At 68.2% G+C, this 22,297-nt stretch carries 24 protein-coding genes; 17 read left to right on the forward strand and 7 right to left on the reverse strand.

The features are described from left to right. Position 1 precedes the first annotated feature (1 nt). From NO364_RS11805 to NO364_RS11820, 4 genes are all read left to right on the forward strand, one after another. The gene (locus tag NO364_RS11805; RefSeq protein WP_157690647.1) at positions 2–592 is read left to right on the forward strand and encodes a zinc ribbon domain-containing protein; all 591 of its coding nucleotides are present in this window, start codon (positions 2–4) and stop codon (positions 590–592) included. A gap of 70 nt (positions 593–662) precedes the next feature. Continuing rightward, positions 663–1,457, forward strand: a complete 795-nt coding sequence (locus NO364_RS11810) for a hypothetical protein (protein ID WP_257627627.1) — start codon at positions 663–665, stop codon at positions 1,455–1,457. 42 nt (positions 1,458–1,499) lie between these two features. Then, a complete protein-coding gene (locus NO364_RS11815; RefSeq protein ID WP_257627628.1) occupies positions 1,500–2,852 on the forward strand; it encodes a RimK family alpha-L-glutamate ligase in 1,353 nt (450 codons plus the stop codon). 33 nt (positions 2,853–2,885) lie between these two features. After that, entirely contained in the window at positions 2,886–3,941 is a 1,056-nt protein-coding gene (locus tag NO364_RS11820) for a CNNM domain-containing protein (protein WP_257627629.1), read from the forward strand. Here the strand turns inward: NO364_RS11820 and NO364_RS11825 are convergent. From NO364_RS11825 to NO364_RS11835, 3 genes are all read right to left on the reverse strand, one after another. Further along, positions 3,938–4,546, reverse strand: a complete 609-nt coding sequence (locus tag NO364_RS11825; protein WP_257627630.1) for a DNA-3-methyladenine glycosylase family protein — start codon at positions 4,544–4,546, stop codon at positions 3,938–3,940. The two genes, NO364_RS11820 and NO364_RS11825, sit on opposite strands and share 4 nt — an antisense overlap. A 48-nt stretch (positions 4,547–4,594) precedes the next feature. Beyond that, on the reverse strand, positions 4,595–5,044 hold the full coding sequence (locus NO364_RS11830; protein ID WP_257627631.1) for a GNAT family N-acetyltransferase: 450 nt from the start codon (positions 5,042–5,044) through the stop codon (positions 4,595–4,597). A gap of 142 nt (positions 5,045–5,186) precedes the next feature. Next, the gene (locus tag NO364_RS11835; protein WP_157690641.1) at positions 5,187–5,867 is read right to left on the reverse strand and encodes a DUF1405 domain-containing protein; all 681 of its coding nucleotides are present in this window, start codon (positions 5,865–5,867) and stop codon (positions 5,187–5,189) included. A 99-nt stretch (positions 5,868–5,966) separates the two neighbouring features. Between NO364_RS11835 and NO364_RS11840 the strand changes: the two genes are divergently transcribed. From NO364_RS11840 to carB, 12 genes are all read left to right on the forward strand, one after another. After that, a complete protein-coding gene (locus NO364_RS11840) occupies positions 5,967–6,968 on the forward strand; it encodes a succinylglutamate desuccinylase/aspartoacylase family protein (protein WP_157690640.1) in 1,002 nt (333 codons plus the stop codon). A 98-nt stretch (positions 6,969–7,066) separates the two neighbouring features. Next, positions 7,067–7,495 (forward strand): succinate dehydrogenase, cytochrome b556 subunit, encoded by a 429-nt coding sequence (gene sdhC / locus NO364_RS11845; RefSeq protein ID WP_157690639.1) that lies wholly within the window; start codon positions 7,067–7,069, stop codon positions 7,493–7,495. Further along, positions 7,495–7,875 carry a succinate dehydrogenase/fumarate reductase transmembrane subunit gene (locus tag NO364_RS11850; protein WP_157690638.1) on the forward strand — a complete coding sequence of 127 codons (381 nt, stop codon included), beginning with the start codon at positions 7,495–7,497 and terminating at the stop codon, positions 7,873–7,875. The genes sdhC and NO364_RS11850 overlap by 1 nt, the downstream gene beginning before the upstream one ends. After that, the gene (locus NO364_RS11855; protein WP_157690637.1) at positions 7,872–8,765 is read left to right on the forward strand and encodes a succinate dehydrogenase/fumarate reductase iron-sulfur subunit; all 894 of its coding nucleotides are present in this window, start codon (positions 7,872–7,874) and stop codon (positions 8,763–8,765) included. Before NO364_RS11850 ends, NO364_RS11855 begins: the two co-directional genes overlap by 4 nt. Before the next feature lie 2 nt (positions 8,766–8,767). Then, positions 8,768–10,597, forward strand: a complete 1,830-nt coding sequence (locus tag NO364_RS11860; RefSeq protein ID WP_157690636.1) for an FAD-binding protein — start codon at positions 8,768–8,770, stop codon at positions 10,595–10,597. 182 nt (positions 10,598–10,779) lie between these two features. Next, positions 10,780–11,208 (forward strand): type IV pilin N-terminal domain-containing protein, encoded by a 429-nt coding sequence (locus tag NO364_RS11865; protein ID WP_257627632.1) that lies wholly within the window; start codon positions 10,780–10,782, stop codon positions 11,206–11,208. 230 nt (positions 11,209–11,438) lie between these two features. Beyond that, positions 11,439–11,885, forward strand: a complete 447-nt coding sequence (locus tag NO364_RS11870) for a type IV pilin domain-containing protein (protein ID WP_257627633.1) — start codon at positions 11,439–11,441, stop codon at positions 11,883–11,885. Positions 11,886–11,961: 76 nt separating this feature from the next. Then, on the forward strand, positions 11,962–12,186 hold the full coding sequence (locus NO364_RS11875) for a DUF7996 family protein (protein ID WP_157690633.1): 225 nt from the start codon (positions 11,962–11,964) through the stop codon (positions 12,184–12,186). Between the two features lie 62 nt (positions 12,187–12,248). Continuing rightward, positions 12,249–12,500, forward strand: coding sequence for a DUF8006 family protein (locus NO364_RS11880; RefSeq protein WP_157690632.1), 252 nt, complete (start codon positions 12,249–12,251; stop codon positions 12,498–12,500). 40 nt (positions 12,501–12,540) lie between these two features. Further along, positions 12,541–13,071 carry a DUF5815 family protein gene (locus tag NO364_RS11885; RefSeq protein ID WP_157690631.1) on the forward strand — a complete coding sequence of 177 codons (531 nt, stop codon included), beginning with the start codon at positions 12,541–12,543 and terminating at the stop codon, positions 13,069–13,071. 72 nt (positions 13,072–13,143) lie between these two features. Further along, a complete protein-coding gene (locus NO364_RS11890; protein ID WP_157690630.1) occupies positions 13,144–13,356 on the forward strand; it encodes a hypothetical protein in 213 nt (70 codons plus the stop codon). Between the two features lie 205 nt (positions 13,357–13,561). Further along, positions 13,562–16,795 carry a carbamoyl-phosphate synthase large subunit gene (carB, locus tag NO364_RS11895; RefSeq protein WP_157690629.1) on the forward strand — a complete coding sequence of 1,078 codons (3,234 nt, stop codon included), beginning with the start codon at positions 13,562–13,564 and terminating at the stop codon, positions 16,793–16,795. Between the two features lie 18 nt (positions 16,796–16,813). On the opposite strand, the gene NO364_RS11900 is transcribed toward carB, so the two are convergent. Beyond that, positions 16,814–17,635, reverse strand: coding sequence for an NAD(+)/NADH kinase (locus tag NO364_RS11900; protein ID WP_157690628.1), 822 nt, complete (start codon positions 17,633–17,635; stop codon positions 16,814–16,816). Positions 17,636–17,800: 165 nt separating this feature from the next. Here NO364_RS11900 and NO364_RS11905 point away from each other — a divergent pair, with 165 nt between their 5' ends. Then, on the forward strand, positions 17,801–18,928 hold the full coding sequence (locus NO364_RS11905) for a KaiC domain-containing protein (protein WP_157690627.1): 1,128 nt from the start codon (positions 17,801–17,803) through the stop codon (positions 18,926–18,928). Here the strand turns inward: NO364_RS11905 and NO364_RS11910 are convergent. The 3 genes from NO364_RS11910 to NO364_RS11920 all read right to left on the reverse strand — a co-directional run bounded on the left by NO364_RS11910 (position 18,925) and on the right by NO364_RS11920 (position 22,135). Next, positions 18,925–19,590, reverse strand: coding sequence for a nitroreductase family protein (locus NO364_RS11910; RefSeq protein WP_157690626.1), 666 nt, complete (start codon positions 19,588–19,590; stop codon positions 18,925–18,927). The two genes, NO364_RS11905 and NO364_RS11910, sit on opposite strands and share 4 nt — an antisense overlap. 79 nt (positions 19,591–19,669) lie before the next feature. Further along, positions 19,670–20,083, reverse strand: a complete 414-nt coding sequence (locus NO364_RS11915) for a universal stress protein (RefSeq protein WP_157690625.1) — start codon at positions 20,081–20,083, stop codon at positions 19,670–19,672. Between the two features lie 96 nt (positions 20,084–20,179). Continuing rightward, entirely contained in the window at positions 20,180–22,135 is a 1,956-nt protein-coding gene (locus tag NO364_RS11920) for a methyl-accepting chemotaxis protein (protein ID WP_257627634.1), read from the reverse strand. Positions 22,136–22,297 lie beyond the last annotated feature (162 nt).

Raw genomic sequence — 22,297 nt, forward strand, 5'->3', positions numbered from 1 at the left:
CGTGCCCTACTGTGATCGACACAACGAGGTGTACAGCGGCCCGGAATGTCCGGCCTGCGCGGACGAGGGCGGGGACACGGCACCCGCCGAGGACGGGCCGGGCGCGGGCGGGGACGCCGGCGCGGCCGGGGGCATCGACGACCTGGTCGACGAGGCCGTCTCGGCCGCGACGGACGCCGTCGACGACGCGGACGACGTGGTCGTCGGGGAGCAGTCGAAACGCGTCGACAGGAGCACAACCGTCGTCGACGACAGCACCGAGGTCCACGACCGGAGCACGACCGTCTCGGACAGCGTCGTCAGCGACTCGGAGATCGACGCCGGCGACGGCGCCGGCGAGGGGACGACCGTCGTCGACGACAGCGTCGTCAGCGACTCCACGGTCGGCGGCGGGGGGGAGACCGAAGTCGAGGACAGCGTCCTCGACGACGCGACCGTCGGGGACGAACACGTCGAGTCGGCGGTCGGCGACGTCGGCGGTGGGTCGGACCCCGATCCGGCGACCGACGACGACGCGGCGTTCTGCATCTACTGTGGCACCGAGATTCCGGCGACCGCGGGGTTCTGTCCGGCCTGCGGGGAGGAACAGTGAGGGACGTCCACAAGACACTTACGCGGCCTCGGAGATGGCGAACCAACGGACGCGACGGAGGGAGGTCCGCATGAACGACATCGTCAGCGAACTCCGGACACAGGCACTCGAATCGACGTACGGCGAAGACCGCCGGGACGCCCTAGAGCGACTGGCCGACCGGTACGACGAGGCCGGCGAGGCCGAGCGTCGGGAGATCCGACAGACGCTCGCCGACGTGGCGCGGGACGCCACCCACAAGGAGGAGCGCGAACTGGCGCGCGAGCGCCTCGACGACCTCTACGAACGCGACTCGGCGGCCGCGGGGACGGTCGTCGGCACCTACTGCTGGCTGGCCACCGAGGCGGACTACTCGGGGGAGCGCGAGGCCGCCCTCGACCGCCTGCGGCGGATCGGCCGGTCGGGGGTGTCGGCCGACCTCCGGGACCGGATCGCCGACACCTTCGAGACGGTGACGGCGGAGGCGACCTACAGCGCCGAACGCGAACAGGCTCGTCGAGGGCTATCGGAACTGCCCGACGGTGGCGACGCGGACGCGGACGCGGGCGGTGGCGGTGGCGGGGCGGGCGCGTCCGAGAGCGGCGACGCCTACCTCGCCGTCTCGCTCACCGAACACCTCGTGGCCGCCCGGACCGAGGGCGCCGACGCGTGTCTCGGCCGCGCGGAGGAACTCCACGACTTCGTCGACCGCCATCCCGTCGACGACGACGCCTACGGGGAGGTCCGCGACGACCTGTCGTCGCTGGTCGACCAGTTGAGCGTCGTCGCCGACGGGCAGTCGTCGCTCGGCGAGGAGCGCCGGACGCAGGTCGAACGGGTGGCCGATCGGACCAAGCGACTCTACCTCCGAAGCGGCGACGACTGACCGACCGGCACGTCTTTCAGCGCCGCCCGGGAACGAGCTGTCATGTCGAACGGTTCGGATGAGGGCGTCAGCGTCGGCGTGCTGTCGCTCCACAACAGCAAGGAGACGAAGGCGATTCTGAACGCGGTCGAGGACCTCGGCCACGATCCGGTGTGGCTCCGACAGGAGAACACGACCGTGACCATCGAGGACAGCACGGTCACGGTCGAACCGGACGTCGACGTGGTCGCGAACCGGCTTCTCCTCTCGACGACGGGCGATCCCGCGGAGTTGCTGGGGCTGGCGACGACGTTCGAGCGGATCCGGCCGATGCTGAACGAGCCGGACGCGGTGTTGACCGCGATCCACAAGTTCGCGACGGCGGCGACGCTCGCCGACTGGAACGTACAGGTGCCCGACGCCTTCCTGGCGCTGTCGAACGAGGGACTCAACGAGGGGCGGGAACGGTTCGGCGACGTGGCCGTCTACAAGACCGCCATCGGCACCCACGGCGGCGGGACCTGGAAGGTCGACCTGACGGAGCCGGTCAATCCGCGGGTGGGCAACCGCCAGGCGTTCCTCCAGGAACTCGTGGAGCGCGACGAGAGCGAACACCGCGACCTGCGGGTGTACGTCGTCGACGACGAGATCGTCGGCGCGATGTACCGTTACGCGCCGGAGGGTGACTGGCGGACCAACGTCGCCCTGGGCGGGGCCGTGGCCGACGCCAGCGACGACCTCCCGGAGACGGCCGCGGAGACGGCGCTGTACACGACCGAGGTGATGGGACTCGACTACGCCGGCGTCGACCTCATCGAGGGCGAGGACGGCTGGTTCGTCCTCGAGATCAATCCCACGGCGGGGTTCAAGGGTCTGTACGAGGCGACGGGGGTCAGTCCGGCGCCCCACATCGCGAAACTGGCCATCGAGCGCGCCGGGGGGACGGTCGACGAGGAGCGCGTCCGACACCTCGCGGCGACGCTCGACGACTCGACGCCGGCGTGCAAGCCACGGACCCTCCCGCCGGAACAGGAGGATCTCCCGCTCATCGGCTACATCGAGGAGGTGATCGTCAGCGGGACGAGCGGGTCGACGCAGGTGATGGCCAAATCCGACACCGGGGCGACGCGGACCAGCATCGACACGGGGTTGGCCGCCGACATCGGCGCGGGACCGATCAAGAGCATGACGCGGGTCCGATCGGGGAGCGTCAAGTCGGGGAAGGCCCGGCCGGTCGTCGACCTGGTCGTCGGTATCGGGGGCACCCAACACACCGTCACGGCGAGCGTCGAGGATCGGAGCCACATGGACTACCCCGTGTTGCTCGGCCGGGACGTGCTGGAGCGGTACCGCGTCGACGTGCGACGCCGCGCCGACGGCGAGGAGCGCGACGGGAGCGAGGTGCTGGAGGAGTAGATTTTTCAGCCTCGTTCCGGAACCGGTCGGGCGATGACCCCGCTGGAACTGACCGTTCGGCTCGTCGCCGGCGTCCTCCTCATCCTGGCGAACGGCTTTTTCGTCGCTATCGAGTTCGCGCTCACGCGGGTCCGCCAGTACCCCGAATCCGAGTTCGACACGCCGGCGCTGCGTCGCGCGTGGGAGATGACACAGGACCTCGAGATCTATCTCACGAGCTGTCAGGTCGGCATCACCGCCTCCAGCATCGCGGTGGGTATCGTCGCCGAACCGGCGCTCGCCGCGCTGTTCGAGCCGGTCTTCGCGGGGAGTGCTCTGGCCGGCGTGGGGCTCGGCGCGCTGATCGCGTACGCGATCATCAACCTCCTCCATCTGACCCACGGGGAGCAGACGCCGACGTATCTCGGCGTCGAGCGCTCGAAGTTCGTCTGTCGGTACGGCGCCCGCCCACTCTACTGGTTCGCGTGGCTCATCTCGCCGGTGATGCGGATCGGCGACGGCGTGGCGAAGGCGACGCTCAAGCTGTTCGGCATCGAGATGACGGGGGCGTGGCTGGAGACCGAAGAGGAGGTGATCGAGTCGCGGGCGGACCTGCGCAACCGCCTCGGGTCCCTGCTCGCCGAGGGCGACCTCCCCGAGGAGCGCCAGGAGGAGGTGCTCAACGCGCTCGAAGTCGGCGAGACGGCGGTCGAGGAGGTGATGACCGACGCCGCGGACGTCGTCTCGCTGTCGACGACCGACTCCGTCGCTGAGAACCTGGCGGCGATCAGCGAGACGCCACACACCAGATTCCCGCTGTTCGGCGAGGACCAGTCCGACTTCCGGGGGATCGTCTACACGCCGTCGATCGTCACCCACATGGACGCCCTCGAAGCGGGGGACCGGACGTTCGAGGAGATCGCGGCCCCGCCGATGACGGTCACGGCCGACACCAGCCTCAGCGACGCCTTCGACCAGTTCCAGGCCGAGGATCAGGAACTCGCGCTGGTGCTAGCGGACGGCGAAGTGCGCGGTCTCGTCACCGCGACGGACACGCTAGAGGCCGTGATGGGCGAACTCGAGGACCCGCTGGACCGGGTATACGGCTAGTCCACCACCCGCACTTCCTCGACGGCGTCGGCGACGTCCTCCTCGACCTGCCACAGGTAGAGACTGGCGTAACTGCGGTACGGCGCCCAGCGCTCGGCCCGTTCGGCCATCGCTTCGCGGCCGATGTCGCCGTACAGCGTCCGCATCCCCTTGCGAACTCCCAGATCTCCGACCGGGAACACGTCGGGACGACCGAGGGAGAACATGAGCTGCATCTTCGCGGTCCACGTCCCGACCCCGGTGATGGCTGTGAGTTCGTCGATCACCGCCCGGTCGTCCATCCCCGCGAACGAGTCGAGCGTGTAGCCACGATCACGGAAGGCCGCCGCGACGTTCGTCACGTACCGCGTCTTCTGCCGGGACAGCCCCGCGTCACGGAGGGTATCCGTCTCCGCGTCGAGTACCCCCTCGGGGGTCACCTCGACCGCCTCGAAGAGGCGTCGCCGCGTGGCCGCCGCGGACGCCATCGACACCTGCTGGCGGAGGATGGAGACGACGAAGCGGGCGAAGAAGTCGTCGGCCGGATCGATCGAGAGGTGGCCGTGGCGCTCGATCAGCGGCCGGAAGTCGGGATCGGTCCGGAGGGCGTCGATTGCCTCGTCCATACCGGCGGTGAGCGGGCCACGGTCATAAGCGGCCTGCCGCGAGCGCCGTCACGCGGTGTCGTCTCGGACGAGTTCCTTCTTGAACGTATAGCAGAACCGCTCCATACCGAGTTCGTCCTCGTAGAAACGGTGTGCGTCGCTCCGCCAGAGACCGGATTCGAGCGTGATGCTCTCGCAGTTTCGCTCGCGTGCCCAGTCCTCGAGGAACGCCATGAGACGGCTGCCGTGGCCCTCGGAACGGCGGTCGGTTCGCGTGACCAGATCGTACACGAACAGGTGGCGCCCGTTGTAGAAGTTCGTTCGGAGCGCGACGCCCGCGACGGAGACAGCCTCCCCGCGTCGGAAGAGCGCGAACAGGCGGTACCCCTCCTCGTGCATCCTGCGCAGCCGGTCGATGAACTGGTCTTCGGACAGGTGTTCGCGGAGTTGACTGAGCACGGGAAACGCGGCACGCCACTCGGCTTCGGTCGTCAGTTCTCGAACGTCGGATGTGCTCACACCGCACGGTTCGGGATCCGGTACCAAAACGGTATCCACCCCGTCGCACGGTCGGCGGACGGATCGGAGGGCCACCCCGCCATCGGTCGCCGGAGGGAGGCTCGACCACTGCGAGACCGGGTGGACAGTGCCGACGGTCCCGTCACGTTCCGGCCGGCGCCAGCGGATCGAAGTCGTCGGGTCGGTCGAACAGGCGGTGCGCGGCGGCGACGGCCCCCACCGAGAGGAGGAGCGTCGCGAGGATCAGCGGCACCCCGGGGTCGTACCGGAGCGGCGGGTGGTAGCCGAGCGCGTAGTCGAAGACGTCGTTCAGGAGGAGGGCGGCGAGGGCGGCCTTCAGCGCCCGGTCGGTCGTCCGGCCGTAGTAGGGGATCACGAGCGCCTCGACGACGAACAGCAGGTGGGTGAGGACGATGCCCCAGTAGTCCCAGAGGGCGGCGCCGGCGAAGCCGAGATACTGTTCCGGGTGGAGGTTGAGGGCGACGACGGTCCAGAGGCCGTACTTGACGAGCCAGACGAACGCGAAGGTGTGGAGGTAGACGAGCGGCGTGTTCGTCGGCGCGTCGGCGACGCGACGGCGGCCGAGGAGCGGCAGGAGCGTCGAAAGGGAGAGCGTCACGAGTGCGAGCGCGGTGGGGGAGTCGGCGAAAAGCGGGTAGAGGAAGGTGGGGAGGTCCGCGAGGGAGGTCGGCGAGGCATTGACGTAGAAGCTGACGCCGACGAGGAAGGCGGCGCCGTTGGCGACCAGGAGCGTCGAGAGGCTGGGCGCGTTACCGAGGTAGTACTCCACGTATCGCCCGGCGTCGAACGAGACCGAGACCATCGATGGGTTGCAGGGGCGGTCGGTGGTAAAAGCTGTCGCGTCCGGCCGTCGCCGGCGTCGGTTCGACCATTTAAGTAGGCGCCCCGCGGAGTGAGGAGTATGACTGCGGACGCGGCCTTCACGTACGACGGCGGGAAGGTCGCCCCCGGGGAGCGACAGAACCTCCGGTATCGAGTCAGCGAGACGTATCTCGGCGACCCGGTACGCATCCCGGTCACCGTGATCAACGGGGAGCGGCCGGGGCCGACGCTGTATCTCTCGGCGGCCGCCCACGGCGACGAACTCAACGGCATCGCGGTGGTGCGGTCGGTGGCCTACGACTGGGACCTGACGGACCTGGCGGGGACCGTCGTCTGTCTCCCCGTGTTGAACGTCCCCGGCTTTCTCACCCAGCAGCGGTATCTACCGATCTACGACCGCGACCTGAACCGATCGTTCCCGGGCGATCCGACCTCGACGAGCGCCAAGCGGATGGCCCACTCCATCTTCCGGAACTTCGTGGAGCCGTGTGATCTGGGCATCGACTTCCACACCTCGACGCGGGGGCGGACCAACACCCTCCACGTGCGCGCCGACGTGGACCGCCCGGCGGTGTCTCGGCTGGCACACGCGTTCGGGGCGAGCGTCGTCGTCGACGGCGAGGGGAGCGATGGGACCCTCCGCGGGGAGGCCACGCGCGCGGGCGTTCCCACGATCACGGTGGAGATGGGCGAGGCCCACCGGTTCGAGCGGTCGCTCATCGACGAGGCCCTCGCGGGCGTCCGAAGCGTCTTCGCCGAGTACGGTCTCGACGAACGGGGTCGGGTTCGGTGGCCGGGGTGGCGGACGGTGGTGACCGAGAAGACGTGGATCCGGGCCGACGCCGGCGGCATCGTCGACATGCATTACGACCGCGGGGAGGCGGTGCGAGAGGGCGAACGGGTCTGTACGGTCACCGATCCGTTCAAAGCCGACGGGACGCCGATCCGGGCGCCGTTCACCGGGGTGTTGCTCGGGGTGCTGGAGAACCCGGTCGTCTACCCCGGCAACCCGATCTGCCACCTGGCCGAACTCGACGATTCGACGGCGCGGATCGTCGAGCGACGAGCGGCGGATCGATGATCGACGGGATCGGAAGACGGCGGGGAAGCGAGCGAGCGCGTGTGGCGGGCTCCCGTACGTAACTTCTATACCACGCCGGTCCCGACTCCCGGACGAGCATGAGTCAGTCCTACGATCGGGGCCTCATCGAGGACTTCGGCCGGTGGCGGGAGTTCTCGGCGGGAATGTGGGCCTGGATCTTCCACAAGTTCACCGGGTGGGTGCTGGTCGGGTATCTGTTCACCCACGTCGCCGTGCTGAGTACGGCCCTTACGTCGGCGAGCGCCGATCCCGCGACGGTCGCGGCGAACCAGGACCTCTACACGCAGACGATCCGGACGCTGGAGAGCCTGCTGGTGGTCCGCGTTCTCGAGGTCGGACTGCTGGCGGTGGCGGTGTTCCACATCCTGAACGGGACGCGCCTCCTCCTGGTCGACCTCGGGATCGGTCTGGAGTCCCAGGATCGGAGCTTCTACGCGTCGCTGATCCTGACCGGCGCCATCGTCGTCGCGAGCGTCCCCACGTTCCTCGCGGGGGTGTCGCTCTGATGGCCGAGCGCTACTCGTCGTTCCGGAAGGGCGGCCGCCTGTGGCTCTGGCAGCGCATCACCGCCGCCTTCCTCATCGTGGTCCTCGCCTTCCATTTCTTCCTCCTCCATTTCGTCCACCACGCCGACGAGGTGACCTTCCTGATGAGCGCCAACCGGATGGAGACGTGGAGCTACTACTCGCTGATGGTCCTCTTTCTGGTGACCGCGACGTTCCACGGCGTCAACGGGGTCTACAACGCCCTGATCAACGTGGGGCTGTCGGGGACCAAACGGCAGGTCGTCAAGGGCGTCCTCGTCGTCGCGAGCCTCCTCCTCCTCGTACAGGGCTTCCGAACCGCGAACGCCTGGGCGGGCATCGACCTCCTCCCGATACTATGAGCACGCAACGACCCGAGACCGAGACCGAGACGGAGAGCGCGGAAACCGACGCCGAGGCGGCCGAGGGGACGCCGAAGGAGCGGCGCCTCGACGAGAAGCGCCGCCGCGCCGAGGAACGCGAGCGAAAGCGAGTCGAGGAGGCCGAACGCGTCGCGGCCGACGCGGAGCGATACCACCTGAAGGTGTTCCGCTACGATCCGGAGGTGGCGGGCAAACAGGAGCCACGCTTCGACGACTTCCACGTCCCCTACGAGACGGGAATGACGGTGCTGGACGCGCTCATCTACGCCCGCGACGAGTTCGACGCCAGTCTCACCTTCCGACACTCCTGTCGGCAGGCGATCTGTGGCTCGGACGCGCTGTTCATCAACGGCCGCCAGCGCCTCGGCTGTCAGACCCAGCTCTCTGATCTCGATCAGCCGGTGCGGATCGAACCGCTCCCCCACCAAGAGGTGGTGAAGGATCTGGTCGTGGACATGGAACATTTCTACGACCAGATGGAGTCGGTCGAGCCGTACTTCCAGACGACCGACCGACCGGACGGCGAACTGGAGGAACAACGCCAGAGCCGGGAGAACCGCGAGAAGATCAAGACCTCGACCCGGTGTATCTGGTGTGGGGCCTGCATGTCCTCCTGTAACATCGCGGCGGGCGACAACGAGTATCTCGGCCCGGCGGCGATCAACAAGGCCTACCGCTTTGCCATGGACGAGCGGGAGGGCGAGGAGATGAAACAGCGTCGGCTGGAGATCGTCGAGGAGGAACACGGCGTCTGGCGGTGTCAGACGCAGTTCTCCTGTACCGAGGTGTGTCCGAAGGATATCCCCCTGACCGAACACATCCAGGAGCTGAAACGCGAGGCAGTCAAGAGCAACCTGAAGTTTTGGTAACCATGTACGAATACGACGTCATCGTGGTCGGCGCGGGCGGGGCGGGCCTGCGCGCGGCCATCGCGGCACAGGAAGCGGGCGCGGACGTGGCGATGGTCACGAAACTCCACCCCGTCCGGAGTCACACGGGCGCAGCGGAAGGCGGGATCAACGCCGCGCTCCGCGAGGGCGACGACTGGGAGCTCCACGCCTACGACACGATGAAGGGCGCGGACTACCTGGCCGACGCGCCGGCGGCGGAGGCGCTGACCCAAGAGAGCCCCGAGGAGGTCATCCAACTCGAACACTGGGGGATGGCGTTCTCCCGTGACGACGACGGGCGCGTCTCCCAGCGTCCCTTCGGCGGCCTGTCGTTCCCGCGGACGACCTACGCGGGCGCGGAGACGGGCCATCACCTCCTGCATACGCTGTACGAGCAGGTGGTGAAACGCGGCATCGACGTCTTCGACGAGTGGTACGTGCTGAACCTCGCCGTCTCGGACGAGGAGCGCCCCGAGGACCGGACCTGCCACGGCGTCGTGGCCTACGAGACGGCGACGGGGAACGTGGAGGCCTTCACCGCCCGAGACGGCGTGATCCTCGCCACCGGCGGCCTGGGCCAGGTGTACGACCACACCACGAACGCGGTGGCCAACACCGGCGACGGAGTGGCGATGGCCTACCGCGCCGGCGTCCCTGCCGAGGACATGGAGATGATCCAGTTCCACCCGACGACGCTCCCCTCGACGGGCGTCCTGATTTCGGAGGGCGTCCGCGGCGAGGGCGGTATCCTCTACAACGACGAGGGCGAGCGGTTCATGTTCGAACACGGGTACGCCAAAAACGACGGCGAACTCGCCTCCCGGGACGTCGTCTCCCGCGCCGAGCTGACCGAGGTCAACGAGGGTCGCGGCATCGAGGACGAGTACGTCCACCTCGACATGCGCCACCTCGGCGAGGAGCGCATCCTCGACCGCCTGGAGAACATCCTCCACCTCGCGGAGGACTTCGAGGGCGTCGACGGGCTGGAGGAACCGATGCCGGTCAAGCCCGGGCAACACTACGCCATGGGCGGTATCGAGACGGACGAGTTCGGGCGGACCTGCGTCGACGGGCTCTACGCCGTCGGCGAGTGTGCCTGTGCGAGCGTCCACGGGTCGAACCGTCTGGGCGGGAACGCCCTGCCGGAGTTGATCGTCTTCGGCAAGCGGGCGGGACGACACGCCGGCGGCGAGGACCTGGGCGACCCACGCATCCCCGTCGGTCGGACCGGCGAGGTCGAACCGGGTGACGTCGAGACGCCGGTCGAACTCGGCGAGCCCTGGGGCGCGGCCGCCGTCGCCGACGGCGGCGCGGCCGCCGAGGCGGCCGAGGCCGTCGTCGAACGGACGCTCGAACGCGAGCGCGAGCGGATCGACCGCCTCCTCGAACGCGACGAGGGGACCCAACACGCGGACATCCGCGCGGCGGTCCAGCGGACGATGACCGAGAACGTCAACGTCTTCCGCGAGGAGAGCGCGCTGAAGGAAGCGCTGGTCGACATCCACGCCGCGCGCCAGCGCTACCGCGACGTCTACGTCGCGGATCCGTCGAGCACCTACAACACGGACCTGATCCAGACTATCGAGACGCGCAACCTGCTCGACATCGCCGAGATGATCACCGTGGGCGCGCTCGCCCGCGAGGAGTTCCGTGGTGCTCACTGGCGCAAGCAGTACCAGGAGCGCCGCGACGACGAGTGGCTCAAACACACGATGGTCTCGTGGTCGGACGGCTCGCCCGAACTCTGGTACAAGCCGGTCGTCCTGGAGGGCGAGGCGGGCGCCTACGAGCCGAAAGAGCGGAGCTACTGAGAACGGCCCGACGTCGGTCCGACCGGTGGACCGCCACGTCGTGTCAACTCCCTAATTACATGAGACGATAATTGGCCGGTTGATTTATCCCTCAGCACCCCATTTCTCACATCGACACACGTCGAGGCGTGCCCGCGCGGGAGCTTCTCCCCCCGGCTCCGGCCCGGCGTGTCAAGACAACCATGAACTTCAAAGAACTACTGACGGAGGATCGGGCGGTTAGTCCGGTCATCGGCGTCATCCTGATGGTGGCCATCACCGTCATCCTCGCCGCCGTCATCGGCACCTTCGTCCTCGGACTGGGCGACCAGGTCAGCGAGAGCGCACCGCAGGCGAGCATGAGCTTCGACTTCAACATCGGTGCTGACTCGGGAGACTACGTCAACATCACCCACGAGGGCGGTGAGACGCTCGACAATTCGAGTATAAGCGTCGACGCGGACAGCACACTGACGTACCAATCCACCCCCTCACAGTGGAGCGATACGATTTCCGCAGGAGACACTGGCGTCTTCACGGGAGTCAGTAACGGAGACACCGTCCGCGTCATCTGGACCAACCCGGCCGGCGGCTCCACGAACACCATCGCCCGCGCCACCGCACCGCAGTAACGACCACGCACGGATTTTTTTCGACGACCGCGACCCCGGCAGTCGTATCGCCGAACGGATCGGAACCGATTATGACTACGGACGTCACCGATCGACTCTCCAAATATCACACAAAATAACCTAGGGGTGCGTTTATCAATGTCGGGCGCCTCCAGAACGGCACACACGTCGAGGCGTGCCCGCGCGGGAGCTTCATCCCCCCTGGCTCCGGCCCGGCGTGTCGAGACATCATGAACTTCAAAGAACTACTGGCGGAGGATCGGGCGGTCAGCCCGGTCATCGGCGTGATTCTGATGGTCGCGATCACCGTCATCCTCGCCGCCGTCATCGGCACCTTCGTCCTCGGACTGGGCGACCAGGTCAGCGACAACGCACCGCAAGCCAGCTTCAGTTTCGACTTCTCGGCGACAGGCGATTTCGACGGCGGGACCGACGACTACGTGAACATCACCCACGAGGGTGGTGAGACGCTGGACAACAGTACGATCAGCGTCGACGGCGACGGAACCACCACACTCGCGCTCAACGATTCGGGCGGCTGGGGCGACGGAACGATCCAGGCCGGCGACCAAGCCTCGTACAACGGCGTCGACGCCGGCGAGACGATCCGCGTCGTCTGGACCAACCCCAACGGCGGCAGCACGAACACCATCGCGCGCTCGACCGCACCGCAGTAACGCGCCGATCGGCTACCGTTTTTTCGCGACGGATCGGAACCGCCAGTATCAGTACCGACGGGACCCTACGCCCCGTATGGACACCGACACGTTGCTGACGCGGGACACCCTGCTCGTGATCGCCCTCCTCGTCGTCGGCATCGGCGGGTCGGGGATCGCCCGCGGACTGCTCGCCGAACGGGGGTACGACGTCCTCGGGTCGGCCGTGTTCGTGCTCGGCTACGGGACGATGGTCGCGCTGCTGTGGTGGGGGTGGCTCAGGCCGCTCGACATCACCGGGCCGAGCGACCGACGGGAGTAGGGGGCGACGGCCGTCGGTAAACGGAACTTTAATGCCCGATTCCGGGCGAGTTGTGAGTAGGAATGCTCCCGTTACAGGTCATCGACAGTTTCCTGCTCAACTACAACGTCGGGCAGGCGCTGTTGCTGTTTTTCATCCTCGCCACGGTCGGGGCGCTGCCGCTGAAATCGAGGCGGATCATGGCCATCAACGTGACCGTCTTCGGTCTGGTGTTCATCATGACGCCACAGTCGCTGGCGCCGATCCACTACCTGTTCCTCGGCATCGTCCTGCTGGTCGTCGGGCCGGTGCTGTGGGTGACGGCCGAGCGGTGAGGAGCGCGACGTTTAACCGGGCGAGGATGCAACCCGAGGTATGACGAAACCGGGTGTCCCCGGCGACACACGTACGATCGACCTCCCCTGTGGGGAGACCGTGCCGGTCACGGAGTTCGACCTCGGGATGCGGGAGTTCGAGTGTGCCTGCGGCGACGCCCACGCCGTCGTGGTGGACGTCCACCCGCCGGAGCGGTTCCTGCCGGAGTTCCTGGTCGAGGTGTTGCGGGAGACGGTCGAGACGACCAGCGAGGAGATGCCGGAGTTCGACACCCCCCACCTCCTCGGTGTCGTCCTCGAGGAGTTCCCCGCCCGCGTGGCGACGGCGGACCTGAGCGAGGAGGGCGACGTGGGCTATGCCCTCCTGTGGGTGACGGACTTCGACGCGCGTCGCCTCCACGAGATCATCGTCGAACTCGTGGTGGAACTGATGGAACACGCGGTCAGTCATGCCGAGGACGACGCCACGATCGAGGAGTTTGAGCGACGGATGCTCGATTTCGACGTCTCGACGTTCGTCGAGCAGTACCGATCGGAGCGGGACCTGGACGCCGACGACGTATACGTGTGAGTTACGCCGTCTGACAGTCGTCGGACGGTCGTCTCACTGAACACTAAGGCGTTCCCGGCCGTTGTAGGACGTATGCGCCCCCAGTCGACGCAGTACGAGAAACTCCGGGGCGTGCTCTCCGAGGCCGACGAGCCGTTGACCGCCCGTGAGATCCTGTCGCTCCTGGAGGAGCACGAGGAGTTCGAGAGCGCCCACCGCGTCGCGACGGTTCTCGGCCGGTGGGCCGAGGAGGGCGACGTAGAGGTCCTCCAGGGCAGTCCGTATCGGTACCGACTGAACACGTAACGGGTCCCACCTGACGAGCGACCGACCCTCGGGAGCGACCGCTCGGGCGACGCGACGACGGCCGAGTTCGGCGGACACACCGCCGCTCACACCGACACCGTGGGACGGCGGACCGCGCGACCGTCAGTTTCGAAATCCGTAATCCAGTTGCGTATCTCGTACTGTTCCGTCGGGCTTATTACGATGTGCGGACTCCGATCGGATGATGACCGACGAGGCCACCGTGGCGGACACCTCCGCCACCGAATCCGAGAACCGGACGATACTGTTGATCGGAAGCGGTCCGATCCAGATCGGACAGGCCGCCGAGTTCGACTACTCCGGCGCGCAGGCCTGCCGAGCCCTGCAGGAGGAGGGCGCTCGGGTCGTCCTCGTCAACTCGAACCCCGCGACGATCATGACGGACCCGGAGATGGCCGACCGGGTCTACATCGAACCCATCACGACCGAGGCCATCGCGGAGATCATCCGGCAGGAGCAGCCGGACGGCGTGATCGCCGGCCTCGGCGGGCAGACGGGGCTGAACGTCACCGCCGAACTCGCCGAGGAGGGCGTCCTCGACGAACACGACGTCGATATCATGGGGACCCCCCTCGACACCATCTACGCGACCGAGGACCGCGACCTCTTCCGCAAGCGCATGGAGAAGATCGGCCAGCCGGTGCCGGCCTCGACGACCATCGTCCTCGACGACGACGAGTCGGCCGAGGCGATGAGCGAGGACGCCCTCCGTGACCGGGTCGCGGCCGCCGTCGAGGAGGTCGGCGGCCTCCCCGTCATCGCCCGGACGACCTACACGCTCGGCGGGTCCGGATCGGGCGTCGTCGACGACATGGACAAGCTCGTCGAGCGGGTCCGGAAGGGGCTTCGCCTCTCGCGGAACGACGAGGTGCTCATCACGGAGTCCATCGCGGGCTGGGTCGAACTGGAGTACGAGGTGATGCGCGACGCCGACGACTCGACGATCATCATCTGCAACATGGAGAACATCGATCCGATGGGCATCCACACGGGCGAGTCGGTCGTCGTCACACCCTCGCAGGTGATCCCCGACGAGGGCCACCAGGAGATGCGCGACGCCGCGCTCGAAGTCATCCGCGAACTCGGCATCCAGGGCGGCTGTAACATCCAGTTCGCGTGGCACGACGACGGCACGCCGAGCGGCGAGTACCGCGTCGTCGAGGTGAACCCCCGCGTCTCCCGCTCCTCGGCGCTGGCCTCGAAGGCGACGGGCTACCCCATCGCCCGCGTCACCGCGAAGGTCGCGCTCGGCAAGCGCCTCCACGAGATCGAAAACGAGATCACCGGCGAGACGACGGCGGCGTTCGAACCCGCCATCGACTACGTGGTGACGAAGGTCCCGCGGTGGCCGATCGACAAGTTCGACGACGTGGACTTTACGCTCGGCCCGGCGATGAAGTCGACGGGCGAGGCGATGTCCATCGGCCGCACCTTCGAGGAGTCGCTGTTGAAGGCGCTTCGCTCCTCGGAGTACGACCCGGCGGTCGACTGGATCGACGTGGACGACGAGACCCTCGAACGCGAGTATCTGGAGCGCCCGAGCCCGGACCGGCCCTACGCCATCTTCGAGGCGTTCGACCGCGGCTACACCGTCGAGGACGTCGTCGGCCTGACCGACATCAAGGAGTGGTACGTCGAGCGGTTCAAGCGCGTCGCCGACTCGGTGGCGGCCGCCGCCGAGGGCGACTTCACCGAGGCCGCCGTCAAGGGCGTCACCAACGCCGAAATCGCCTCGACGGCCGGCACCGACGTCGGGAGCGTCGAGACGTCGGTCCCCGGGCGCACCTACAAGCAGGTCGACACCTGCGCCGGCGAGTTCGCGGCCCAGACGCCGTACTACTACTCCTCGCGCAAGCCGGAGTTCGTCACCGGGCCGTTCGAGGGCGACGCCGCGGCCGGCGAACTGCGCGTCGACCGCGACGTCGAGAGCGTCGTCGTCGTCGGTGGGGGCCCCATCCGCATCGGCCAGGGCGTGGAGTTCGACTACTGTTCGGTCCACGCCATCCAGGCGCTTCGCGAGGAGGGAATCGACGCCCACGTCGTCAACAACAACCCCGAGACGGTGTCGACGGACTACGACACCTCCGACGGCCTCTTCTTCGAACCCATCACCGCCGAGGAGGTCGCGGACGTGGTCGAGGCCGCCGACGCCGACGGCGTGATGGTACAGTTCGGCGGACAGACCTCGGTCAACATCGGCCACCCGCTGGAGGCGGAGCTGGAGCGCCGCAGCCTCGACTGTGAGATCCTCGGGACGAGCGTCGACGCCATGGACCTCGCGGAGGACCGCGACCGGTTCAACCGCCTGATGGACGAGCGCGGTATCGCCCAGCCGGAGGGGGGCTCCGCCACCAGCGAGAGCGAGGCGATCGAACTCGCCAACGACATCGGCTACCCCGTGCTGGTGCGCCCCTCCTACGTCCTGGGCGGGCGCGCGATGGACGTGGTCTACGGCGACGACGAACTGAAGGAGTACATCGAGGAGGCGGTTCGGGTCTCGCCCGACAAGCCGATCCTCATCGACGACTTCCTCGAGGACGCGGTCGAACTCGACGTCGACGCCGTCGCCGACGGCGAGGACGTGTTGATCGGCGGCGTGATGGAACACGTCGAGTCGGCGGGCGTCCACTCCGGCGACTCGGCGTGTATGATCCCGCCGCAGGCCGACGAGGTCCGCGACGTGATGGATCGGGTCCGCGAGGTAACCCTCGAAATCGCCCGCGAACTCGACACCGTGGGGCTGTTGAACGTCCAGCTCGCGGTCAAGGACGGCACGGTGTACGTCCTCGAGGCGAACCCGCGGTCCTCGCGGACGGTCCCCTTCGTCTCGAAGGCGACGGGCGTCCCCATCGCCAAGCTCGCGGCGAAGGTGATGGCCGGCGACGACCTCGCCGACCTCGACGTCGAGGAACGGATCCCCGAGCAGGTGAGCGTCAAGGAGGTCGTCCTGCCGTTCGACCGCCTGGAGGGGAGCGACCCCCGCTTGGGGCCGGAGATGAAATCGACCGGCGAGGTCATGGGCACGGCCCAGCACTTCGGCAAGGCCTACGAGAAGGCCCAGTCGGCGACGGGGAAGGCCATCCCGACCGAGGGGACCGCCGTGGTCGACCTCTCGGCCGAGGAGTTCCCCGCCCCCGACAGCGAGGCCGGTCAGGCCCTGCTCGATGGCTTCGGCGACTTCTTCGACGTGCGGGAGTTCGACGACCTCCGCAAGGCCATCCGCACGGGCGAGGTGGACGTGATCGTCTCGCGGAACCGCGAGGCCCTCGAAGTCGCCGTCGAGGAGGACGTGACCTACTTCTCGACGCACGCCTCCGCGAAGGCCGTACTGGAGGGGCTTCGCCACCACGACGACCCGATGGACGTGCAGGCAATCTCGGACCGTCCGAAGCGGCGGACGGAGTGGGGCGGCGAGTAGCGGCCTGCGCCGACCCGATCAGTCCAGTTTCCCGAGCGCCTCGAAGAAATCGGCGGCGGGGCCGGCGACCCGCATCGGCGAGTCGGCCCGCGCGACGCTGACCTCCGCGGGCGGCGCGAGCTCCTGTAACACCCGCCCGTCGCCGACGACGACCGCCCGGTCGGCCCCGGAGACGGTCACGCTGACCGTACTGTCCGGGCCGACCACCAGGGGCGGCATCCCGTCGCTCGCACACATCTCGTTGACCACGATGGCGTCGACGCCGGGGTGGACCAGCGGCCCGGACTCGCTGAGGTTGTAGGCGGTACTCCCCGTCGGCGTGGCGACGAGGAGTCCGTCGGCGTGCCCGTCGGAGTACCGCTTCCCGTCGACGCTGACCTCGATGTCGACCCCGCCACCGGGGCCCCGGATCGACCCCTGGACGACCACCTCGTTGGTCGTGGGGGGCGCGGTCCAGCCGTCGCCGCTGGCGGCCAGTCGCGGCGCCTCGTGGACGGTCAACTCGCCGGCGCGGAACGCGGCCACCTCGTCGAGGACGACGTCGACCGCCTCCTCGGGGCCGACGGCGTTGAGGAAGCCGACCTCCCCGAGGTTGACGCCGAGGATCGGCGTGCCGTCGGCCCCGCGGGCGGCAAAGAGGAAGGTACCGTCGCCGCCGATGCTGACCACGAGGTCGCAGTCGTCGAACGCCTCGATGGGCGTCCCCTCGACGTCGAGCGTCTCGGCGGTGGTAGTGTCGACGGCCACCGTCACGTCCGCCTCGCGGAGTCGCCGGCGCAATTCGGCGGCGAGAAAGGCCGCCCGGCCGTTGTCCTTCTGTGCGACGAGACCGACGTGCATACCCCGGCCTCGCCCCCGGGAGAAAAAAGCCCACCGGAGACAACATTCATGATACCTCCGTTCGGAGTGCATCCCGATGGCGCAGTACGTGCCGACGACCGTCGGGCCCGGCCGCGGGGACCGGCGGACGGGTCGTCACCGCCGACGCCGTGGACGTGAGCGTCCATGAGTGGAGACGACGACTGGTTCGAACGGGCCGTCGGCGAGGCCGACGACGACGCGGAGGGAGACGAGGAACGCGAGACGACCGAGCCGGATGTCGACCCGTCGGACGACGACTCGGAGCGGCCGGACGCCGAACCCGACACCCCCGACCCGGACGCGTTCGAGGGGTTCGGGGACGAGTCGGGAGGGTCCGGCGCCGCGGTCGACCCCGATAGCGGGGACGACGACGGATCGCCCTTCGAGGAGGACTTCGCGAGCGCCTTCCAGAACGCCCCGGACCCGGAGGGTGGGTTCGGTGGCGGCGGTCCGGGGCCGGGTGGCGGTCCGGGCGAGGCCGGGCCGGAGGCGGACTTCGGCGGTGGTTCGGGGGGCCCCGGCGCCCCCGACGGCGCCTCCGCCGAGGACTTCGACGAGAACGAGTTCGAGTCGGCCATCGAGCGGATCGACCTCGGCATCGACGGGCTCGACGACATGATCCTCGGAGGCGTGCCGAAGCGGTCCCTGATTTCGGTCATCGGATCGGCCGGGACCGGGAAGACGACCTTCGGGCTCCAGTTTCTCAACCGGGCACTGGCCGACGGGAAGCGCGGGGTCTACGTGACCCTAGAGGAGAGCACCGACCGCATCTACGACACCGCCGAGGAGAAGGGCTGGTCGTTCGTCGAGTACGCCGACGAGGAGCGACTCGCGATCGTTCACCTCGACCCGGTCGAGATGGCGAACAGCCTGTCGAGCATCCGGAACGACCTGCCCGACCTGGTCAAGGCGTTCGGCGCGGACCGCCTCGTCCTCGACTCGGTGTCGCTGCTGGAGATGATGTACGACCACCCCTCCGACCGCCGGAGCGAGGTGTACCAGTTCACCCGCTCGCTCAAGGAGGCGGGGGTGACGACGCTCGTGACCAGCGAGGCCAGCGGCGACAACCCGTACAGCTCCCGCTACGGGATCATCGAATATCTCGCGGACGCGGTGTTCGTCCTGCAGTACGTCCGCCCGTCCGACTTCCAGGAGACGCGACTGGCCGTCGAGATCCAGAAGATCCGGGACGCGAACCACTCTCGGGAGACCAAACCCTACGAGATCACCAACGAGGGGCTCAGCGTCTACCGGCAGGCGAACATCTTCTAGTCGTCGGCGGACGCGGGCGCCTCGCGGGCGACGGGGTCGAAGCCGTCGAAGTGGACGAACTCCTCGGTCGAGCGGCGGAACTTCCGGGGCCGTTCGAGGTCGGCGGCCTCCTCGGCGGGGTGGCCGAGGGTGACGAGCATGACGGGTTCGTAGTCGGCGGGGACGTCGAACTCGTCGTGGAGGGCCGCAGCGTCGTAGCCGCCCATCGGACAGGACGCGATACCGCGGTCCCACGCGGCGTGCATGAGGGCCATGGCCGCGAGGGTACAGCTCTGGACGGTCCAGACGCGACGCGTCTCCGCGTCGGCGTCGGCGAGGCCGTCGACGGTGTCGAGACGGGCCTCGGCGGCGTCCTCGTTCGGGAGGTAGCCTTTCTCCAGCAGGTCCGCCGTGACGCGCTCGGCGTGGTCGCTCGGATCGAGGGTGCCGAGGACGACCACCGCGGCCGCCGCGTCGGTGACGTGTTCCTGGCCGTAGGCGACCGACTGCAGGCGTTCGAGGTCCTCGCCCTGGACGACGAGGAACTCCCACGGCTGGAGGTTGAACGAGGAGGGGGCGAACCGTACGTCCTCGAAGAGATCGACGAGCGTGTCGTCGTCGATATCCGTGTCGGCGTACTGGTGAACGGACCGGCGGGTGTGAATGAGGTCGTCGAACTCCATCACCGAGCGAAGGGGCCGGACGGACATGAACCGGCGGAAGGCGGCCGTACTCGCCGGGTGTGGGGTGGTCACATCCGCACTACCGGACCACGGTCACGGGCGTCGGCGACCGTCGGACGACCGCCTCGGCGACGCTCCCGAGGAGGACCCGTGAGATGCCCTCGCGGCCGTGGCTCCCGAGGGCCACGTGATCGAAGGCGTCCTCCCCGGCCACGTCGACGATGACGCGGGCGGGACCGCCGACCTCGATTCGGGTGGCGAGCGGACCGTCGGCGCGTTCACGGGCCGCGTCGAGCTGTTCCTGTGCGTGTTCGCGCGCCCGTTCGTACCACGTCTCCGAACTCCCGGGGAACCGCCCCCCGAACCCGGCGGTCACCGGGTCGATGACGTAGAGGAGGGTGTAGTCCGCGTCGGGCCACTCGTCCAGCACGAACCGGAGCGTCGCCTCGGACTGGGGCGTCCCGTCGAAGGGGACGAGGACGTGCGATGGCATATCCCGACCTACGCGGGAGGGATACAAAAGTACCGCCGGCCAGGGGCGTCGACGATGGGCGACCGGGCCCAAGAGCGGGGGTGGGACGTCCCCGGACTACGGGTCGGCGCCGGTGGGCGTCGCCGACGCGTCGGGACGGCCGTCCGTCCCGGTGCCGTCGACCACGAAGGTCGTGAGGAGATCCTCGAGTTCGCCGGCCTGCGTGGCGACCGAGGACACGCTCTCGCTGATCTCGTCCATCGACGCGGTCTGTTCCTCGACCGCGGCGGAGACGCTCTCGGCCTCGGCGGCGGATCCGTCGCTGATCTCCGTGACCTCGTCGATCATCGATACGACTTCCTCGATGCTCGCCGCCTGGCTGTCGGTCGTCTCGCTGATCTCCCGAACCCCGTCGTCGGTGCGTTCCGCGTTCGACGCGACCCGCTCGAACACCTCGACGACGTCGGTGACGGCCTCGATCTCCCGTTCCATCAGGTCGCTGGCCCGCTCGACTTGGGAGACGACGTCGTCCGTCCGCGACTGCGTCGCCGCGATGCGATCCCGAATGTCGCCCGCGGAGTCCTGGGTCTCTTCGGCCAGCTGCTTCACCTCGTTGGCGACGACGTCGAACCCCTCGGCCGAACCGCTACCGCCGTTGCCGCCGTCGCCGGCGCCGGCGCGCGCGGCCTCGATGTTGGCGTTCAGTGCGAGCAGGTTCGTCTGCTCGGCGATGTCGGAGATGACGTCGGTGATCTCGGCGATGGCGTCCATCTGGGTTTCCAACTCGTCGACGGTCTCGACCGTCGTGTCGATGGAGGCCTGCACGCTCCGTGCGTCCTCGAGCATCTCGTCGGCCAGCTCCCGCCCGTCGGCGGCGATGGTCGTCGTCTCGTCGGACACCTGCGCGACCTCCTGTGCCGACGCGGCGACCTCCTCGATGGCGGCCGAGAAGTCGGACACCTCGCCGGAGGCCTCGTCGAGCATCCGCCGTTGGTCGTCCGTCCCGGTCGCGATCTCCTGGATCGAGTCGCTCACCTCCTGGCTGGCCTCCGCGACCTGCCGGGTCGCCGAGTCAGCCTCGGACGTCTGGGTTTCGACCGCGGCGGCGAACGACTGGATCCGGGTGACCGTCCCCTCGATCTCCCCCGTCATGTCGTTGAGCGCGTGGCCGATCTCGGCCATCGCCTCGCTCTGGCTCTCGGGGTCGACCCGGACCGTGAGGTCACCGTCGGCGGCCCGCGACATCGCGTCGCGGTACTCCTCGGCTTTCTCCTGTAGGTGTGCGTTCAGCTCCTCCACCTCCTCGCGTTGCCGTTCGGCCTCGGTTTTCAGTTGCTCCGCCTCGGCTTTCTCGCGTTCGATCTCCGCCTGCCGCTCCTCGAGGTCGTCGATCTGCGTCGCCCGTTCCCGTGCCCGTTGCAGTTCCCGTTGTGCCTTCTTCCGGGACCGCTCGATCGAACTGAGATGGATCGTCAGCGCGCCCGCGAGGACGGCGACGAACCCGCCGTGGATCACGCCCCACACCCACGGGTTCAGCTGTGCCGCGGTGTGGTTGTAGACCCGCGACGGGTCGATCATGCCGAAGAGACCGTGCGTGACGACGACGTACGTGATCCCGACCCCGAACGGCAGCCAGTCCTCGTAGATGGCCGCGATCCCGATGGCGACGAAGAAATGGAAGTGTGCCTCGATGTAGCCGCCGCTCACGTGCACCAGCGTCCCCGAACAGAACGCGAGCCCGGTCACCGCGAGCACCGTCCGCAGCCGGCGGCCGAGCTGCGGCACCGCCGCTGCGCCGGCGAAGGCGACGATGATCCCGGTCTCCAGCAGGAGGGTTTCGAGCGGAATCGCCGGGAGCGTGGCCCCCGTCACCGGCTCGGTCCCTTCGAGCATCCCGAGCCCAAACAGCACCGGAACGTGCACCAGGACGGTGACGATGAAGTACTTGTGGCGGCGTGCCCACACGTCGTCCGGGATCGTACTCCCGGTCGGTATGTACGCCAGTAAGCCATCCAACGATCGGTCGACGTCGACCTCGGTTTTTTGTTCCCCCGATGATAGCTCCCCGGTCATATGAGCCGACTACCGCATCGGACAGTATAACATGTAGGCCCCGAGTATCATCGGAGAGAACGACGCAACCGGCCGATATTCGGGGAAGCCCTCCGACCGGGCGGCACCCCCGAGTCGAGGGGGGCGACCCCGACGCAGGCCCGTGATCGGACGCCGCCACGA

Origin of the sequence: Haloplanus salinarum (genome assembly GCF_024498175.1) — an archaeon.
GTDB classification, from domain to species: Archaea; Halobacteriota; Halobacteria; order Halobacteriales; family Haloferacaceae; genus Haloplanus; species Haloplanus salinarum.

What these genes read in the sequence shown, in the direction of transcription:
- NO364_RS11810 (WP_257627627.1), top strand. Translation starts at nt 663, where the DNA reads ATGAACGACATCGTCAGCGAACTCCGGACACAGGCACTCGAATCGACG.
- NO364_RS11815 (WP_257627628.1), top strand. Translation starts at nt 1,500, where the DNA reads ATGTCGAACGGTTCGGATGAGGGCGTCAGCGTCGGCGTGCTGTCGCTC.
- NO364_RS11820 (WP_257627629.1), top strand. Translation starts at nt 2,886, where the DNA reads ATGACCCCGCTGGAACTGACCGTTCGGCTCGTCGCCGGCGTCCTCCTC.
- NO364_RS11825 (WP_257627630.1), bottom strand. Translation starts at nt 4,546, where the DNA reads ATGGACGAGGCAATCGACGCCCTCCGGACCGATCCCGACTTCCGGCCG.
- NO364_RS11835 (WP_157690641.1), bottom strand. Translation starts at nt 5,867, where the DNA reads ATGGTCTCGGTCTCGTTCGACGCCGGGCGATACGTGGAGTACTACCTC.
- NO364_RS11840 (WP_157690640.1), top strand. Translation starts at nt 5,967, where the DNA reads ATGACTGCGGACGCGGCCTTCACGTACGACGGCGGGAAGGTCGCCCCC.
- sdhC (WP_157690639.1), top strand. Translation starts at nt 7,067, where the DNA reads ATGAGTCAGTCCTACGATCGGGGCCTCATCGAGGACTTCGGCCGGTGG.
- NO364_RS11850 (WP_157690638.1), top strand. Translation starts at nt 7,495, where the DNA reads ATGGCCGAGCGCTACTCGTCGTTCCGGAAGGGCGGCCGCCTGTGGCTC.
- NO364_RS11855 (WP_157690637.1), top strand. Translation starts at nt 7,872, where the DNA reads ATGAGCACGCAACGACCCGAGACCGAGACCGAGACGGAGAGCGCGGAA.
- NO364_RS11860 (WP_157690636.1), top strand. Translation starts at nt 8,768, where the DNA reads ATGTACGAATACGACGTCATCGTGGTCGGCGCGGGCGGGGCGGGCCTG.
- NO364_RS11865 (WP_257627632.1), top strand. Translation starts at nt 10,780, where the DNA reads ATGAACTTCAAAGAACTACTGACGGAGGATCGGGCGGTTAGTCCGGTC.
- NO364_RS11870 (WP_257627633.1), top strand. Translation starts at nt 11,439, where the DNA reads ATGAACTTCAAAGAACTACTGGCGGAGGATCGGGCGGTCAGCCCGGTC.
- NO364_RS11875 (WP_157690633.1), top strand. Translation starts at nt 11,962, where the DNA reads ATGGACACCGACACGTTGCTGACGCGGGACACCCTGCTCGTGATCGCC.
- NO364_RS11880 (WP_157690632.1), top strand. Translation starts at nt 12,249, where the DNA reads ATGCTCCCGTTACAGGTCATCGACAGTTTCCTGCTCAACTACAACGTC.
- NO364_RS11885 (WP_157690631.1), top strand. Translation starts at nt 12,541, where the DNA reads ATGACGAAACCGGGTGTCCCCGGCGACACACGTACGATCGACCTCCCC.
- NO364_RS11890 (WP_157690630.1), top strand. Translation starts at nt 13,144, where the DNA reads ATGCGCCCCCAGTCGACGCAGTACGAGAAACTCCGGGGCGTGCTCTCC.
- carB (WP_157690629.1), top strand. Translation starts at nt 13,562, where the DNA reads ATGACCGACGAGGCCACCGTGGCGGACACCTCCGCCACCGAATCCGAG.
- NO364_RS11900 (WP_157690628.1), bottom strand. Translation starts at nt 17,635, where the DNA reads ATGCACGTCGGTCTCGTCGCACAGAAGGACAACGGCCGGGCGGCCTTT.
- NO364_RS11905 (WP_157690627.1), top strand. Translation starts at nt 17,801, where the DNA reads ATGAGTGGAGACGACGACTGGTTCGAACGGGCCGTCGGCGAGGCCGAC.
- NO364_RS11910 (WP_157690626.1), bottom strand. Translation starts at nt 19,590, where the DNA reads ATGGAGTTCGACGACCTCATTCACACCCGCCGGTCCGTTCACCAGTAC.
- NO364_RS11915 (WP_157690625.1), bottom strand. Translation starts at nt 20,083, where the DNA reads ATGCCATCGCACGTCCTCGTCCCCTTCGACGGGACGCCCCAGTCCGAG.
- NO364_RS11920 (WP_257627634.1), bottom strand. Translation starts at nt 22,135, where the DNA reads ATGACCGGGGAGCTATCATCGGGGGAACAAAAAACCGAGGTCGACGTC.